Annotated in this window: 17 protein-coding genes, 1 rRNA gene and 1 riboswitch; of the genes, 5 read left to right on the top strand and 13 right to left on the bottom strand. The window is 43.0% G+C overall.

Features of this window, described 5'->3' with window-relative positions; all coding sequences use genetic code 11:
* Positions 1-10: 10 nt before the first annotated feature.
* From aroC to folB, 8 genes are all read right to left on the bottom strand, one after another.
* Complete coding sequence (gene aroC / locus HC026_RS10920) at positions 11-1177, bottom strand: chorismate synthase (protein WP_168925961.1); 1167 nt, start codon at positions 1175-1177, stop codon at positions 11-13.
* The gene (locus HC026_RS10915; RefSeq protein WP_168925960.1) at positions 1174-1509 is read right to left on the bottom strand and encodes a chorismate mutase; all 336 of its coding nucleotides are present in this window, start codon (positions 1507-1509) and stop codon (positions 1174-1176) included. The genes aroC and HC026_RS10915 overlap by 4 nt, the downstream gene beginning before the upstream one ends.
* A gap of 345 nt (positions 1510-1854) precedes the next feature.
* Positions 1855-3000 carry a dihydropteroate synthase gene (gene folP, locus HC026_RS10910; protein WP_168925959.1) on the bottom strand — a complete coding sequence of 382 codons (1146 nt, stop codon included), beginning with the start codon at positions 2998-3000 and terminating at the stop codon, positions 1855-1857.
* Positions 3001-3003: 3 nt separating this feature from the next.
* Positions 3004-3588, bottom strand: a complete 585-nt coding sequence (locus tag HC026_RS10905; RefSeq protein WP_211089482.1) for a non-canonical purine NTP pyrophosphatase — start codon at positions 3586-3588, stop codon at positions 3004-3006.
* Positions 3581-4906 carry a bifunctional folylpolyglutamate synthase/dihydrofolate synthase gene (locus tag HC026_RS10900; protein WP_232843735.1) on the bottom strand — a complete coding sequence of 442 codons (1326 nt, stop codon included), beginning with the start codon at positions 4904-4906 and terminating at the stop codon, positions 3581-3583. Before HC026_RS10900 ends, HC026_RS10905 begins: the two co-directional genes overlap by 8 nt.
* A 2-nt stretch (positions 4907-4908) precedes the next feature.
* Positions 4909-5478, bottom strand: a complete 570-nt coding sequence (gene folE / locus HC026_RS10895) for a GTP cyclohydrolase I FolE (protein WP_168925975.1) — start codon at positions 5476-5478, stop codon at positions 4909-4911.
* Complete coding sequence (folK, locus tag HC026_RS10890; protein ID WP_168925958.1) at positions 5468-5974, bottom strand: 2-amino-4-hydroxy-6-hydroxymethyldihydropteridine diphosphokinase; 507 nt, start codon at positions 5972-5974, stop codon at positions 5468-5470. Before folK ends, folE begins: the two co-directional genes overlap by 11 nt.
* The gene (folB, locus tag HC026_RS10885) at positions 5967-6332 is read right to left on the bottom strand and encodes a dihydroneopterin aldolase (RefSeq protein WP_168925957.1); all 366 of its coding nucleotides are present in this window, start codon (positions 6330-6332) and stop codon (positions 5967-5969) included. The genes folK and folB overlap by 8 nt, the downstream gene beginning before the upstream one ends.
* Before the next feature lie 126 nt (positions 6333-6458).
* Here folB and HC026_RS10880 point away from each other — a divergent pair, with 126 nt between their 5' ends.
* From HC026_RS10880 to gndA, 4 genes are all read left to right on the top strand, one after another.
* A complete protein-coding gene (locus tag HC026_RS10880; protein WP_168925956.1) occupies positions 6459-6962 on the top strand; it encodes a phosphatidylglycerophosphatase A in 504 nt (167 codons plus the stop codon).
* A gap of 319 nt (positions 6963-7281) precedes the next feature.
* Complete coding sequence (gene zwf, locus HC026_RS10875) at positions 7282-8754, top strand: glucose-6-phosphate dehydrogenase (RefSeq protein WP_168925955.1); 1473 nt, start codon at positions 7282-7284, stop codon at positions 8752-8754.
* Between the two features lie 133 nt (positions 8755-8887).
* Positions 8888-9337, top strand: coding sequence for a hypothetical protein (locus tag HC026_RS10870; protein WP_168925954.1), 450 nt, complete (start codon positions 8888-8890; stop codon positions 9335-9337).
* Positions 9338-9610: 273 nt separating this feature from the next.
* Positions 9611-11047, top strand: a complete 1437-nt coding sequence (gene gndA / locus HC026_RS10865; RefSeq protein ID WP_168925953.1) for an NADP-dependent phosphogluconate dehydrogenase — start codon at positions 9611-9613, stop codon at positions 11045-11047.
* 57 nt (positions 11048-11104) lie between these two features.
* On the opposite strand, the gene HC026_RS10860 is transcribed toward gndA, so the two are convergent.
* The 3 genes from HC026_RS10860 to HC026_RS10850 all read right to left on the bottom strand — a co-directional run bounded on the left by HC026_RS10860 (position 11105) and on the right by HC026_RS10850 (position 13070).
* Positions 11105-11656 (bottom strand): VanZ family protein, encoded by a 552-nt coding sequence (locus HC026_RS10860; protein ID WP_168925952.1) that lies wholly within the window; start codon positions 11654-11656, stop codon positions 11105-11107.
* Between the two features lie 101 nt (positions 11657-11757).
* Positions 11758-12399: an SDR family oxidoreductase gene (locus HC026_RS10855; RefSeq protein WP_168925951.1), complete on the bottom strand. Its 642-nt coding sequence runs from the start codon at positions 12397-12399 to the stop codon at positions 11758-11760.
* Positions 12400-12719: 320 nt separating this feature from the next.
* Positions 12720-13070 carry a hypothetical protein gene (locus tag HC026_RS10850; protein ID WP_168925950.1) on the bottom strand — a complete coding sequence of 117 codons (351 nt, stop codon included), beginning with the start codon at positions 13068-13070 and terminating at the stop codon, positions 12720-12722.
* Positions 13071-13233: 163 nt separating this feature from the next.
* Between HC026_RS10850 and HC026_RS10845 the strand changes: the two genes are divergently transcribed.
* Positions 13234-14259 carry a threonine aldolase family protein gene (locus HC026_RS10845; RefSeq protein ID WP_168925949.1) on the top strand — a complete coding sequence of 342 codons (1026 nt, stop codon included), beginning with the start codon at positions 13234-13236 and terminating at the stop codon, positions 14257-14259.
* Between the two features lie 84 nt (positions 14260-14343).
* Positions 14344-14509, top strand: a riboswitch (M-box (ykoK) riboswitch).
* A gap of 706 nt (positions 14510-15215) precedes the next feature.
* Here HC026_RS10845 and HC026_RS10840 read toward each other — a convergent pair.
* Both HC026_RS10840 and rrf read right to left on the bottom strand, forming a co-directional pair.
* On the bottom strand, positions 15216-16514 hold the full coding sequence (locus HC026_RS10840) for a cation:dicarboxylate symporter family transporter (protein WP_168925948.1): 1299 nt from the start codon (positions 16512-16514) through the stop codon (positions 15216-15218).
* A gap of 247 nt (positions 16515-16761) precedes the next feature.
* Positions 16762-16860, bottom strand: a 5S ribosomal RNA gene (gene rrf, locus HC026_RS10835); the annotation flags it as partial.

Genomic DNA, 16860 nt, shown 5'->3' with positions numbered 1-16860 from the left:
ACTGACCCTCCTAGTAATTTTTAAGTTCTTCTCGGTAAACCTTAAGTTGTGCCTTTAATCGCTCCATGTTGCTGCCATCGAAAGTATCAGTAATCGCCTTAGCTAACTCAATGGCAACCACACTTTCAATTACGATAGAAGCAGGTACGATAGCTGTCGTATCCGACCGTTCAACGCTAGCTTTTTTAACTTCCTTAGTTTCAACATCAACACTTTGAAGTGGTTTGTATAAAGTTGGAATCGGCTTCATAGCTGCTTTAACAATTACTGGCATGCCATTGGTCATCCCGCCTTCAAAGCCACCGAGATGATCTGACTCACGCGTAAATCCTTCACCTTCATGCCAGTCAATCTCATCCATGACTTGACTGCCGAAACTGGTAGCAGCTTCGAAGCCATCGCCAATTTCAACGCCCTTCATGGCATTAACTCCCATGACTGCTGCAGCAATTTTCCCATCCAACTTAGTATCCCAACTGATGTAACTGCCCAGGCCTGCTGGCACGTTAGTTGCGACCACCCGAATGATGCCACCCAAGGTATCGCCATCTTTTTTGGTTTTGTCGATCAAGGTGTGAATTTCGTCCACTTTATCGCCTTGAACCACTCGCAAATCATTTTGACTAATCAGCTCATTGATTCGACTAACATCTAACGGTGCTTGATCATCCGTAGCTACTGGCCCAATCTGTTGGACGTAACCCACAATGTCAATTCCTAACTGCTGTAGAAACTGCTTGCAAATGGCGCCAATTGCAACCCGCATGGCGGTTTCTCTGGCACTGGACCGTTCCAGCACGTTTCTTAAATCGTGGTGGTTGTACTTCATGCCACCTACTAAATCGGCGTGACCTGGTCGTGGCCGTTCAACGGTCCGCAATGAATTTTCGGCTGTTTCATCTGCAATGGGATCCATGATTTTACCCCAGTGGGCATGATCACGGTTGTTAACCACCAACGCAACGGGTGAGCCCAGTGTCTTTTTGTGACGGACGCCACCGACGATGGTCACTTGATCATGTTCAATTTTTTGGCGACTGCCACGGCCGTAACCACCTTGCCGCGCTGCTAATTGAGCATTAATACCGTCAATATCCAATAATAAACCGGCTGGTAAGCCTTCGATGATTCCTGTCAGTTGCGGTCCATGTGATTCGCCCGCTGTTAAGTAGTTCATTTCGTAATCCCCTTTTGATGGTTAGTCTTCGTTAAAAAATCTTGATATTCCCTGGAGTTTTTCATGATGGTAGCAAAAATGTTACGCATATAGCGTTTTGTTGCCGGATTAGAATCCTGTCCGGTAACCCGGTCTAAAACTTGATCTTCTCGTCCATGATCCATAATTGGTAAGTTGGCAGCAGCTTTAGCTTCGTTCACCTTTGTCACCGCATCGAACCGCTGTGCTAAAAGGGCCACAATTTCGTCATCAATATCATTAATCTGCTTGCGAGCAGCTGTTAATTGATTGGATTGCCACACGCCTGTTTCATCTTCATTTGTTACCATCATTATCACCACTCCTTATTTGTGTACGAAAAAAGCCAGCTAGACTATCTAGCTGGCTGCATTGTTTCCTTAATGGAATCAATCATGGTCCAGCTAGAACTTCACGTCTAGCTGGCACGACAAATCGACGGCTTGCTTTAGACGCGAACGCGTTTGCTTGAGCGTCCGCATTTAAAGCTGCGGACGCTAACTAAAGTAATAACCGTACCAATACGCATTAACTTGAGTTAACTGTGTCGTCATTGTCATTGATCCCTTCTCTTATTAGATTGTTTACATTAAAACATATTAAGAAAACTTAGTCAACATTTTATTATATTCTCACAAAATCTCAGAAATATTTGTGGGTTATGCGAGCCAGTAACCCTGGTTAATCCGATCAAGTAACGTCACCATTTGGCGGGTTTCTTTCACGTCATGCACCCGGATAATTTTACCGCCCTTTTGCATCATCGCCACTTCGCTAACCAGCGTCATCGGTAATCGTTCGTCCTTCTTTAAACCTAGCAGATTAGCCATGTAGCCCTTCCGCGAAACGGCCACCATCATTGGTCGCTTCAGATCGTTAAACTGGTCAGTATTATTCATGATCACGTAATCTTGATCGTCATTTTGGACCTTCGCATTCGCATAGCCAAGTCCTTGATCAATGGCGATTCGATCACGATCGATTCCAGCTGCAGTCAATTCATTTAAGTTATCTTCAAAGAACTGGTGGGCTTCATCCGTCATGACGTTAAAATCAAAATTACGGCCATTCAACATGGTCAGCAATCCGACATTTGACTGTGCCATCAATTTAACTTTGGCGGGCTCATCCGTAAAACTATTGACGTCGTTGATAATTGCTACACCAGCATCAATAGCCGCTTCCATCACGGGTACTTTATAAGTATCAATGGCTAAGATAGCCTCTGGAAAACGGCTAGTAATCGCTTTAATGTAGGGAATCGTTCGTTCAATTTCAACTTCTGGCGTGACCTCAGTATAACCTGGCCGAGTCGTCTGCCCGTTAACTTCGATCACATCCGCCCCGGCCGCCAGCATTTCGTCCACGTGAGCTAAAACTGCATCCATAGTGGTGTAGCGACCGCCATCGTAAAATGAATCTGGTGTAATATTCATGATACCGTAAACGATCGACGTGTCACGTAACTTAAACCGTTTGCCGGCAACCTGCCAATCTAAATCGTGGGCGGTTAAAATTCGCTGTAGGGTCTGTTCGCCAGCCTTATCACCCGGGAACCAGCTCAACCAATGCTGCGCCAAAAGGTGTAGTGCGGGCAACTTTAATAAACCGAAAACATCACCGTCACTTACCACCATCACAGCATCTAGTTGACGTAACCGTTTTTGCAGTTCAGCCTCTTCTGACGCCGCCAGTGACGTAAAAAACAACGCAATTAACTGCTGTTGCTGGGCAAGTTGATATAAGGCCTGGCTCTGAAAATCAGTGGCTTCTTGAAACTCATCCGTCATTTCCTGAATTTGCATAGATCAAACTCCTCTCAATTCTGCCGCTAATTGCTTAGTTGCACGACCACGGTGGGTCAGCGGTAATCGCTCCTCGTCAGGTAACTCAGCTAACGTGACCTGCTGATGGGGCAAAAGAAAAATTTTGTCAAAACCGGTGGAATAGTCTCCGCGAGTTTTCGTTGCTATAGTACCACTAACTCGGCCAACTGAGGTTACGGGTGCTTTACCTGGCGCGATAGCAACCAAAGTACTGATCATCGTCGCCCGCCGATCAATCTGACCCCTCATCGCGTTTAAAATAGTCTGGTTGTCACTATGGGAAATATCCTGGTGCAATTCTCGTTTTGTTGTGACGCCGAAGTGCTCGCCCAAGGCGGGGACTTCAATCCCGCTATCATCAGCGATGACACCCTGATTCGTGTAGGTTGCTAAAAATCGTGCTTTATCTAACGCATTAGCAGCATAACTGACGGTATTTTCTTTTGGAAATTGCAATTGAGGCAGCTCATCAGTATACGGCACCGCCTTAACGCCATAGAAGGCCAAACAGTTGATCAAATCACGGGTTTTAAATGCATTATTCGACGCAATCAGCCATTTAATCATGATCAACCGCCATTGCTGCTAATTCACGAGCAACATAGAAGGAACCGGCCACCACGATCATGCCATTTTCAGGTAAAGTGGTTCGAGCGACTTGCATTGCTTGCGACATGCCAGGCATGGCCTGAACATGCGTTTCAGGTGAAATAGCACGTATCTGATTGGCCAATTCGTCTCCAGAGAGCGCCCGTTTGGGGTTATCCGGCGTCACTGTGAGTACACGATCAGCTAACGGCAGGAGCAGTTGCAACATTGGTGTCACCGCTTTGTCTGCTAAAAAGCCCACCACCCAAGTTAACGAATACTGCGGCGCCAGCTGCTTTAAACTGGTTGTCAGCGCGGTTATCCCATCTGGATTATGAGCCACGTCCACAACGGTTAGTGGTTGCTGTGAAATAACCGTCAGCCGGTCTGGTAATTGAACGTGCTGCAAGCCAGTTCTCACTGCCTCATCCGTTAACCGAACATTCTGGGTTTTCAGCACCGCAACTGCGGTTAGGACTAAGGTCAGGTTTTGCACCTGAAAGTCGCCAGCCAAGTTTAAGTTAAGTCCAGACCACTGAAATAAGTCACTATGTAAGTCAACCATCATACCGGTGAAGCTGCGGGCAGAAATGGTTGCCGTCGTTTTCGGGGCAACCAATGAAACACCCTGTCTTTGGGCTTCTTTTTGGAGGACATTAAAGGCCTCTGGTGCCTGATCATATAGGGTCACGGCCGAGGTACCAGGTTTGATGATCTTAGATTTCTGGATGGCAATTTTAGTCAATGTATCTCCTAAAATCTGCATATGATCCATGGCAATTTTTGTAAAAACGGTCAGCTGTGGCGCGCTAATAGCATTGGTGGCGTCCGTTAGGCCACCTAGCCCCGCTTCCAAAATTACGTAGTCAGCATTCTGATTACGGTACCAAATCAGACTGATCAAAAACTGCCATTCGAAAATGGAAATGGCCGTGGTGGTCAGCCCAAGCCGTTTCACCACTGGTTTAATTTCGTTATAGCTATCGATAAATTCCGCTTCGGTGATCCATTGATGATTAAACTGAATCTGCTCGCGATCATTTAAAATAGCCGGGCTATTAAAGCGACCAACCTGATAACCTTGAGCCTCTAAAATGGCACTCAACATCGCCCCAGTAGATCCCTTACCATTGGTACCAGCAATGTGAATCACGTGATAGTGCTGGTCAGGATGATTCAACGCGGCTACGATTTTTTTCAACAGTGGTACTCGGTTATTATCACCCACTAACCGGGCCTGATTAAATCTTTCAATCAGCTGGTTATACTTCTCATGAATGGCTTGTTGGTTCATCATTATCACCCGTTAATTCGCTGTAAAAATTCCTGTTTCAATTCATGGTCTTCCTTAAACGCGCCAGTATAATAACTGGTCTCTGTTTGACTACCAGTTTTTTCAACACCGCGCATCTCCATGCACATGTGGCGAGCTGAGACTGACACGGCAATTCCCTTTGGATCCAAGATCCGCGTCAATTCTTTGGCAATATTGACCGTCATCCGTTCCTGTACGTTGGGTCGCTTAGCGCAGTAATCAATCAGCCGTGGAATCTTGCTGAGGCCCATGACCCGCTTATGATTAGGAATATAGGCCACGTCCACCGTCCCAAAAAATGGCAGGAGGTGGTGTTCACACATTGAATAAAACGAAATATCTTTGATCAACACCATTTCAGTGGTTTCGTCCACCGGAAAGAGTTTATAGTTGTCGAATGCGGGGGCGTTCACTGAAGAGAAGACTTCTCCATACATCCGCGCCACCCGTGCCGGTGTTTCGACAAGACCATCACGATCAGGATCTTCACCAACTGCTTCTAAGATCATTTTTACGGCCTGTTCAATTTTCTTTTGATTTGCGTCATTTATCATCATTTATGGAGATTCCCTCTACTTTCTTAATCCAACTTGTATCTCTCTTTTGCCGTAATGCGGCGTCAACTTGAGCTTTCACTTCAGGGTCATCGCCAGCAATTTCTTGAACGGGTAACAAGACAAAGTTGCGCTCCTGCGCTCTTGGATGTGGGACAACGAGCTCGGGTGTGTTGATCTGACGCTTGCCCCAGTAGACGATGTCTAAGTCAATCGTTCTTGGTCCCCAGTGTTGGAGTCGCTGTCTGTGACCAGCCTGCTCAATTTCGTGCAACACTGAAAGCAACGCTGCCGGTTCAAGTGTCGTGGTGATTGACACGGCAATATTGTAGAAATTTGCCTGGTCTAGATTGCCCCAAGGTTGAGTTTCATATACTGAGGAAACAGCGTTAATTTGAACCGCTGAATCCGCCTTTAGCAAATTCACCGCCTGCGTCAGGTTGGCCAAGCGATCCCCAATATTAGAACCAATGCTTAAATAAACTCGCTCATCCATGATTCTCACCTGATACTTCGATTTCAACGTTATCAAAAATTCCCGGCATTGGGACACTGCCTTTGCGGATTTTTAACGTAATTTTAGTTGCCATTGGAAACTTTTCTAGTAGTAGATTCAACACTTCATTGGCCAGGGATTCAATCAATTTATATGAATGCGTATGAACGAATTTATCAATGACTTCGTTTACATCCGCGTAACTAATTGTTTCATCTAAATCATCGTGCTGGACCCGCTCTTCAATAGGGTAATGCAAGGCCACATCAATTGCTAACTGTTGGCCGTTTTTCCGTTCTTCTGGAAATACACCATTAAAGGTATGAAACTTTAAATTATTGATTCGTATAACGCCCATATGGCTTTTCCCCTCTCTAAATGCGACTAAATTGTTTCTATTTTACCATCCTTTACAGCTTTAGACACCTATCAGTCACGTTTTTTGGTACACTGGAAGTAACGTCTGTTTGAAAGGATGATGAAGTTGAATAATCGAAACTTTAAGTATCCGGATACTGCCGCCTATGACAGTATCATAGCTTACTTCAGATCAAAAGATATTAAACTTGAGGATATTGCGTCAATTACGTATAAAATGCAGCTGCAATTCATCCCCGAGCTCCAAGAAGAAGAGGCCATGTCAGCCGTAATTGACGTGCTTCATAAACGAGAAGTCATGAACAACGCCATGGTTGGTATTGCTTTGGATCAAATCGCCTCCAAAAAGGGGCTGCCTGAACCCCTGCAGAGTATCGTCGAAAACGATGCCGGTGTCTTTGGCGTCGACGAACTGCTGGCCGAAGGAGGCATTTCTGGGATTTATGGTAAAATTGCAACGACTAATTTTGGGTACTTAGACCGGGTCAAACACGGGATCTTAAAACGGTTAGACACCGAACAAGGTAAGGGCGTTAATACCTTCTTAGATGATATTATTGCAGCCATTGCCGCAGCTGCCGGCGCAAAGTTGGCACACAAATACGCGTAATCTTTGCTGAATAATAGAATATTTTGATTGGCTTGTATCAGACATTCATTCGAATAAACGACAATTTTGAGCTAAAATTTGATTTTCTAAAATTTTCTTTCAAAATTGTCGTTTTATATGAAAGCTTTTTTCATATAGGTTTATAGTTAACTTTTTATTGAAGTTAAAAACTTGATTAAGAAACTTTTCTTAATCCCCTTTATTTACTAGGAATTTGTTATATAATAATTCCGACACGAGTGGTCTAGACGAAATTGTTTTGTCTATGATGCACTCGTCAATGACTACTTTATCTCATTAAACTTAAGGAGTGACTGTATTGGCTACAGAAAGAACTTCACTATTTATTTTCTTTGGCGGGACTGGTGACCTAGCTTACCGTAAACTTTATCCTTCCATGTTTAACCTATATAAAAAGGGTACTTTAAGGGAACACTTTGGTGTGATTGGTACCTCTCGAGAAAAATTAACCGATCAACAATTTCAAGAAAACGTATTTAAGTCACTTGGCGTTGCTAAAACTGATAAAGACGCCGAAAAGTTCGTTTCACACTTCGTATACGAAGCTCATGATGTTACCGACAAGGCTCACTACCAAGTACTGAAAAAGCGGGCTGACGAACTAGACAAGACCTATAAATTGAATGGTAACCGGATCTTCTATCTGTCACTTGCCCCTTCATTCTTCGGTACCGTTGCTGGTTTCTTGAAGACTGAAGGCTTGACCGATACTGACGGTTTCGACCGTGTCGTTATCGAAAAGCCATTCGGTCGCGATTTCGATTCAGCTCAACAATTAAACGATGCCTTAAGCAAGTCATTTGATGAAGAACAAATCTTCCGGATCGACCACTACTTAGGTAAGGAAATGATTCAAAACATTGAAGCCGTTCGTTTTGGTAACACCCTGGTTGAATCCCTCTGGAACAATCGTTACATCGATAACATCCAAGTGACTTTATCCGAGAAATTGGGTGTTGAAGAACGTGCGTCATACTATGACAACTCTGGTGCCTTACGTGATATGGTTCAAAACCACATTATGCAAATCGTCAGCTTACTAGCCATGGAGCAACCTGTTTCCTTCACCGATGTTGATATCCGGGCTGAAAAAGTGAAGGCCTTACGTTCACTTCGGGTTTACAACGTTGCAGAAGCCTCAACTAACTTCGTCCGTGGCCAATATGGTGCCGGCGATAACCAACGTGCTTACCGTGATGAGGATAATGTCCCACACGATTCAAACAACGACACCTTCGTTGCTGGTAAGTTATTGTTTGATAACTACCGCTGGTCAGGTACCCCATTCTACATCCGGACTGGCAAGATGTTAGCCGACAAGTTCACCCGTGTGGACGTTGTCTTCAAGAAGCCTTTGATCGATATCTTCTCATTCCCACAAAACCATAACGCTCCGCTTGAAGCTAACGTTTTGACAATGTACATCGAGCCACACGCTGGTTTTACACTTCGTCTGAACGCTAAGACTAACGGTCAAGGTTTCCAAACTGAACCAATCAATTTGGACTACTTCGTGGATGCGAAGGATTCAAAGGCTACCCCAGAACCATACGAGCGTTTGATTCATGACGTTATGAAGGGTGACGGTACCAACTTCTCAAGTTGGCAAGAAGTTTCCTACGCATGGCGCTTCGTAGACCAAATTCGCAAGGTTTGGGACTTGCAACAACCACAATTCCCTAACTACACCCCAGGTTCAATGGGCCCTGCAGCTGCTGACGAATTGATCCAACGCGATCACCGTCAATGGGTATACCGTTTAAACAAGTAATTAACGCTTGTTAAATCAAAGGACTCACAATTTCTGTACATGCAGAAATTGTGAGTCCTTTTTGAGTACATGACAAAAACCCAACGGATTAGCTGCTAAGAGAACTATAATTATTTCATTGGGAGGTAAGAAAATGAAACTATTTAAAAACTTGTTAATCGGAATCGCATTGGGTGCTGCAATGGTATTTGGTATCGGTCAGTTAAGCCAAGCACCAACTGCTAGCGCTTCGTCCTGGCACCGTGGCACACCTAAAGTACTAAGGGGTAAATACCAGGGGAAATTGCCTAAGGGAAGTGCCTTGGGATTTGGTCCGATTAGCATTATTGCTGCGAATCACACGATTGATCAATCCTCAGGAATGCCCCAAATCTACACTAAAAACGTGAAGTATAAAAAGTATGGCCATTACTATCGAATCATTGGCCATGCTGTAAAGAGCGGTATGTTTCGTGGTGGCAAAATGGATACCATGTATTACAAAAAAGGACATTCATTGAAAGAACAGCCGACATCCGAATATATTTCGCACCATCACAGTTTTAAGTGGATTGGCAAGGGTGATATTCTTCATAAGAAATAAAGGACATTTAAACAGACTGCATTAGCTACAAAGGGACGGTGGTGTGGTGAACTGGTGCAGATATGACTTCCTATTAAATTTAACCACTTGTGAAATTTCAGTGGTTTTATACCCCCATCATTTCTGTGAAAGCACTTCATTTCACTACAATCTTAACTTTATCACTAAATTTTTTATTGCTTAAATAGGATTAGATTCTTCACATTCTGATTGTGAAATGTTAAACTAAGGTTGTGCTTCAACTAATATATTTCTTTTAAAGGAAGGTTTGTAATGGCAGATAAATTAGCAAATATCGGTGTTGTCGGAATGGCCGTTATGGGTAAGAACTTAGCCCTTAACATTGAAAGTCGCGGCTACACTGTTGGTATTTATAACCGTACGGCTGCAAAGACCGATCAAGTGATGAAGGATCATGGTGACAAGAAATTAGTCGCTAGTCACACAATCGAAGAATTCGTGGATTCACTGGAAAAGCCTCGTCGTATCCTCTTAATGGTTAAAGCTGGTAAGCCAACTGATGCTGTTATCGATGAATTAATTCCATTGCTCGACAAGGGTGATGTTTTAATTGATGGTGGTAACACTAACTTCCACGATACAATGGCACGGAACGCCAAACTCGATAAATCAGGAATCAACTTTATCGGGATGGGTGTTTCCGGTGGTGAACTTGGTGCCCTTAAAGGCCCATCATTGATGCCCGGTGGTCAAAAAGAAGCTTATGATTTAGTTGCTCCAATTCTTGAAAAAATTGCTGCTAAAGCTGATCAAGATGGCAAACCATGTGTCACTTACATCGGCCCTAACGGTGCTGGTCACTACGTTAAGATGGTGCACAACGGTATCGAATATGGTGATGAGGAACTCATCGATGAAAGCTACAACATCATGCGGAACGTCTTAGGCCTTTCCGTTGACGAAATGGCTGACATCTTCAAAGACTGGAACAAAGGCGAGCTCGACAGTTACTTGATCGAAATTACAGCTGATATTTTGACTCGTAAAGATGATCTTGGCGCTGACAAGAGCAAGCCAATCCTTGACATGATCTTAGACCGTGGTAACAACAAGGGTACTGGTAAGTGGAGTTCAGAAGATGCTTTGAACGTTCAAGTACCACAATCCGTTATTACTGAAGCTGTTTACGCTCGTTACATTTCAATGATGAAGAACGAACGTGTCACTGCTTCTAAGACCTTAGCTGCACCAAAAGCTAACGAAACCTTTGGTGACAAGAAGGAAATGGTTGAAAAGATTCGCCAAGCCCTTTACTTCAGTAAGATCATGAGTTATGCCCAAGGTTTCGAACAACTTCGGTTCGCTTCAGAAGCTTACGATTGGGATCTACAATATGGTCAATTAGCACAAATCTGGCGTGCCGGATGCATTATCCGTGCACAATTCCTGCAAAACATCACTGATGCTTTTGACAAGAAGCCTGATTTAACTAACTTACTGTTAGACGACTACTTCAAGGACATTGCTGCGAAGTATCAAGAATCAACCCGTGAAGTTGTTGCTTTAGCAATCAAGATGGGCGTTCCAGTACCATCTCTGAGTGCCGCAATTACTTACTACGATTCATACCGTTCAGAAGTATTGCCTGCTAACTTGCTGCAAGCACAACGTGACTACTTCGGTGCCCACACTTACGAGCGTGTCGACCGCGATGGTTCATTCCACTACCCATGGTACGAAGAACAATAATCACTTAGACAATTTAAAAACGACTGGCCGAAAAAATCGACCAGTCGTTTTTTTGTCTTATTTAGTGAATCTCAGTGAACTGATTGAAAAATACCTCACCAGTCGCTTTAGTGGCGAATGCTGTAACAGTAAAACCATTACGTATCCAATCACGACACCGAAAGCATTGGTAATGATGTCATTAATATCGACCCAACGAGACATTTGTAGCACGCTATCTAAAATGAACTGGGTCGTTTCGATACTGATGCCAATTAAAAAACCAATACCGATGATCTGACGAAAATCAGCCTTACAAAGCAGTCTCAGATAAACACCCATTGGTACCATCATCAAAATATTCAGATAGAAATCCATTTCAATTCCACGGAAAGGAATTGGGTTTGTGGGTGCATTCCCCACCCAAAACGGTCGCATGGTGGGCACGCTGCCAAACGCATAAGAAGTTGGTGTTAACGTCAAATATCCCACAAAAGCAAGATAAACGCCAAAGGTTACGATGGTCACCATTTGGCCCATGGTTCGCTTTTGACCAGCTAGAACACCAATCCCAATCATGACGATGAACACGTAAGCTAGATATGGCAGCCATTGAGAATAATTAATCATCCAAGCACCTCCTTCAAAAGTGAGTTGATAGCAACGCCGATTAATTAACAATCATCACTATAACCCTGGATAATCTAGAAAGATAGGTGCATGAATAGTGTTTAAATGTTTTTTAATGCTTCCGAAATTGGTGTCTCGCCAGTAACCACCGGAATCGTTTTATTAATGGTTTTTGGTTGATCCAAAGTAGCTACAACGGTACTAGCCACATCTTCACGAGCTATTGATCCGCCTTCGATGCCAGCGGTGTTAATCTTTCCAGTACCCTCATCAAAAGTGAGCGCGCCAGGTTCAACAATCGTATAATCTAAATCAGTTCTGTATCGTAACCATTCATCCGCGTAGAACTTCGCTGCATAATACGGACGAATAGCATCATTCCAGCGATTGCGGTCTTCAGCCCACAGTGCGCTGACCATCACATACCGTTTAACACCAGCAATCTGCGCTGCTTGCATGCTCTTGACGGCACCATCCAGATCAATCAATAACGTCATATCATCACCCGTTTTACCACCGGAACCCGCCGTGAAGATGATAGCATCAAATCCATCTAACGTCACGCCAAGTTCTTCTGGCCGACCCAAAAGATCAACGTGAGCAGTTTTAATGTGCAAATCATCAAAGAAAGCAGCTTGTTCTGGCTTGCGGATTCCCGCAACAACGTCTTCACCTTTTTCACTTAACTGCTTACTGATCAACCGACCAACATTACCGTTGGCACCGATAACAAATACTTTCATAAAAATATCCTCCAATTACCATACAAAGTTTATAGTTCCTCATTATACCTATCTGATTTGTCCAGCGCTAACATATACCCTTATGTGTGTTTTTAAGCTTGATTTAAAATATAATTGCTATTCTTTACCCGTAGTTTAGAGACTACGTTTTACTCATCAAGCCGGTTTATTAGGCAAAACCGACATCTTTTCAATCTCCCCTAGGATTGGAATTAATCTACTTATCAACCTACATTCCCGTTACCATTTTGGTAACTTGTTACAAAAACCGGCGAGCCCCTTCAGGCTTCGCCGGTTTTTGTTTGGCTTCAATTATCAGGCTAGAGGCCCTTTGAAATTTCATCATACTTTTGCTGATACCAATCGTCAAACGATTGATCAGCCATGACACCATTTTCCATGAATGATTGATCAAGTGACGAAATGATACGTTCAAATAATTCGCCGTCATTTTGATATATGAAATCGCGGAGTTGTTCTGGATGGAAGTTCGAATTCTGTTGGATATCATGATTGATTTGTTCTACTTCGTATTGAATGGGATAATCCGTCAAAATTTCAAGACTATTGTTTGAATATTTTCTCAGATAGAAATCAATAAAATCATGAATGGCGCGAGACTTAGCTTCATCACTCAATTGATCAAATAAAACAACACCTGGTTGTAGCACAAAGATCACTCCTTAATTTAATAAATCCACACCTTAAGTATAGTTCTTTTAAGCTAATTTTGTAAGAGAAGTACCGGCTAGGACATTTCAAGCGGCCAATTCACTAAAAAATAGCGTAAACTATATATAAACACTTACTACATCATTGAAAAGAGGAAAAAACATGTTACCCTTTGCAAACGATTATTCTCGTGGTGCGCACCCTAAAGTTTTGCAGGCATTAGTCGATACCAACATGGATGCTCAACCCGGCTACGGACAAGACGACTATACCAAGCGAGCCGCCGAAAAAATTAAAACTGCTTGCCAAATGCCAGAGGCTGAAGTCTTTTTTATTTCTGGTGGTACACAAACCAACCAAGTCGTTATTTCAAACCTCTTGGATGGTGATGAAGGGGTTGTTGCGGCTGATTCCGGTCACATTAATTTTCACGAAGCTGGTTCAATTGAATATACTGGTCACAAAGTCCTCACATTGCCAGGGGTAGACGGTAAAGTAACAGCAAACAATCTCCAAACCTATTTGGATGACTGGCAGGCCGATGAGAACCATGGCCAAATGGTTGCGCCAGGTATGGTATATATTTCATACGCAACTGAAGTCGGCACGCTTTATAGCAAACAAGAACTAGCCGATTTGTCCAAAGTATGTCGCGCTAATCAGTTAACCTTATTCATGGATGGTGCTCGACTGGGGTACGCGTTAATGAGTCCAGAAAATGAATTAAGTTTGGCTGACATTGCAACATACTGTGATGTCTTCTATATCGGTGGTACGAAAGTTGGTGCCTTAGCAGGTGAGGCCGTGGTGTTCACACACCAAAATGTCCCAATGCGATTTACAACTAAAATTAAGCGACAAGGTGCCATGCTTGCAAAGGGCCGTCTTATTGGGGTTCAATTTGATGCACTGTTCACTGATAATTTGTATTTCAAGATCAGTCAACATGCGATTGTCTTAGCAATGAAACTAAAACAGGCTCTAAAAGACAAAGGTTACCAATTTTTGATTGACTCACCCACAAATCAGCAATTTGTTGTGGTGAATAACAGCCAACTAGAAAAACTCAAAAAACAGGTTGATTTCTCATTCTGGGAAATAGTTGATAGCACCCACACCGCTATTCGCTTCGTCACGAGTTGGTCCACAACCGAAGACGAAGTAGCGGCTTTAATAGCAATATTATAATGTATTAAGCCAAATTCACGATATTTTTAGGTAGCATATGATTTGTTATTTCTGATAAAATCAAGTATACTTAAGTATGGAAATAGAATAAGCCGTTAGGTGAGGCTCCTATACGGAAAACGCTACTGCTCAGAAACGTCGAAAAACGCCAATGAGTCAGCTGTCCGAGTTAAAAAAAGGCTCGGTCTAATGTGGCTGTTATCCAATAACTACGCCGTATAGTGCTAAAGCTCAACGATTGGCTAAACAACCTTTTTAGGTTATTTAAGTGTGCAAATCAATGCGCTCAGTCAATTCGTTGGCTGAGCGTTTTTTATCGCCTAACGCACGGCAAGCACAACTGGAGGTGAGCAACTATGACAACTGAAACATATGATCCTGGATCGCAGTCTTATCACGCGTGTCAGGGAAAGCGGGCTGTCATAGCTCACTTCTACGGGAGCAATCGGTAATCATTTCGATTCTTGAACTGTGTCGCTTACTTTCCCTGCCTCATATTGGCGTTTTTATCATGATTGATATACTGATTATTCACTGTACTCTCTTCGTAATCAGCGTTGCAACTGATTTTTAGCGAAGATCCTGAACGTATCCGTTAGTGCTATCAGTTTATTGTTCGATTCAATTGGGAAAGTAAGGGTCAGCAGTCTGAGTCTCGGCGCCCGAGTTGGCCATTCGACAGTGAGATGTCGGTCAACTAAATAATGTGCTTAACCATGTAGGGAACTGCGTGGGGAGATTTTAGAGTAGTTAATCCGTGCTAAAAAGCGTAAGAATGTCATTTTAAAACGTCAACCATCATCATAAAATTTACTATAACGCTGTCAATTTTGTTAACGATAATCACAAGTATAGCTTGATGGGAATCAACCTCACTTGCGGTTGTCAGCCAATTGAGACAGCACCGAAAAAGCGCTCTGGTTCTACCCAGAGCGCTTTTAATTTACTTTCAATTATCAGTCGGCAGTTGTTGTCTTCGGCTTATTAAAAGTCGCCGCAAATTCCGCTGATTGCTTCTCATTAAACTCTTTTTCCGATTTAGCAATCACAACTGAAGCTAGTGAGTTACCAACCACGTTAACCGCAGTCCGACCCATATCGACTAGACGATCGATACCGGCAATAAAGGTTAAACCAGCCATCGGAACACCAATCGTGGAAATCGTGGCTAACAGCACCACGAATGAGGCCCCTGGCACGCCTGCCATACCTTTTGAAGTGATCATTAGGACAACTAGTAAGGTGATTTGTTGACCAAGGCTAAGGTGGATATGGTAAGCCTGGGCGAGGAACAGTGCAGCTAGAGATTGATAAATAGCTGAACCATCTAAGTTAAACGTGTAACCAGTAGGAATTACAAAGGAAACGATTCCTTGGCTGACCCCAAATTTATCCATTTTATCAATAATTCTTGGTAAAGCTGCTTCTGAACTGGCAGTTGAAAACGCTAGAACAACTTCATCACGAATAACTTTTAGTAAGGTAAAAATATTAAGGCCAAACAAACGGCCAACTAATCCCATCACTACCAAGATAAACACGATCATTGTGGCATATGCTAGGAAAATAAAGTAGCCTAACGGTGCTAACGCCGACAGTCCCATTTGTGCCACAGTTACACCAATTAGCGCACACACACCAATCGGAGCAGCGTGCATAACCCAGTTGGTCACTTTGAACATCACTTCAGAAACGGCTTGAAGAAAATTAATAATGATTTTCCCCTGTTCACCAATCGCCGCTGTTCCAAGTCCAAAGAAGACACTGAAGAAGATCACTGGCATCATGTCACCAGTGCTTAATGCGCTAAAGAAGTTAGTTGGAATAATTCCCATCAACGTTGCCCAGATACCACTGTGTGACTTAGCAGTCTTAGCAGTGGCGACATATTGACTGATATCCTGAGAATGTAATTGGTGGATATTAATGAAGTCACCAGGGTGGAAGATATTAGCAACTATCAAACCTAGAATAATAGCAACGGTCGTCATTAATTCGAAATAAATCAGCGTTTTACCACCAACGCGGCCTAATTTTTTAATGTCTCCCATGTTGGCAATCCCAACAGTTAAACAAGAAACAACAATTGGTAAAACAATCATTTGGATCAGATTAATAAACATGGTCCCAATATTTTGCATTGCGTTAATCGCTGTCTTATTCTGATAAAAAACTACACCAAGAATAATTCCTAAGACTAACCCAATCATAATTTGCCAGCCTAAGGTTAAGCGATAACCTCGATAACGTTTCATTTCCGAGCCCCTCAATCTAAAGAATTATAACACTTCCTTACAATTCTATCATATTCTCATAAAACTTGAGTGTCTCATTTTTGAGTTCACAAACTCCATTTTCGAGAACGTTGATCCAGCGAGGTTTACAAGTAAACTTTCCACTAAAAAAATTAGTATTCACTAATCGTTTTTAAGGCTGTGTCGACGAACAAACCTTTGGTGATACGAAAAAGCAGCCACCGATTACTCGATGACTGCTTTATTTGCGTGGCAACGTCCTACCCTCGCAGGGGGCGATCCCCCAACTACTCTTGGCGTGCTGAAGCTTAACTTCTGTGTTCGGCATGGGAACAGGTGTATCCTT

Source organism: Secundilactobacillus angelensis, assembly GCF_012641075.1.
Classification (GTDB): domain Bacteria; phylum Bacillota; class Bacilli; order Lactobacillales; family Lactobacillaceae; genus Secundilactobacillus; species Secundilactobacillus angelensis.
Note: the sequence above shows the minus strand (reverse complement) of the source record. Positions and strands in the feature narration are given on the sequence as shown.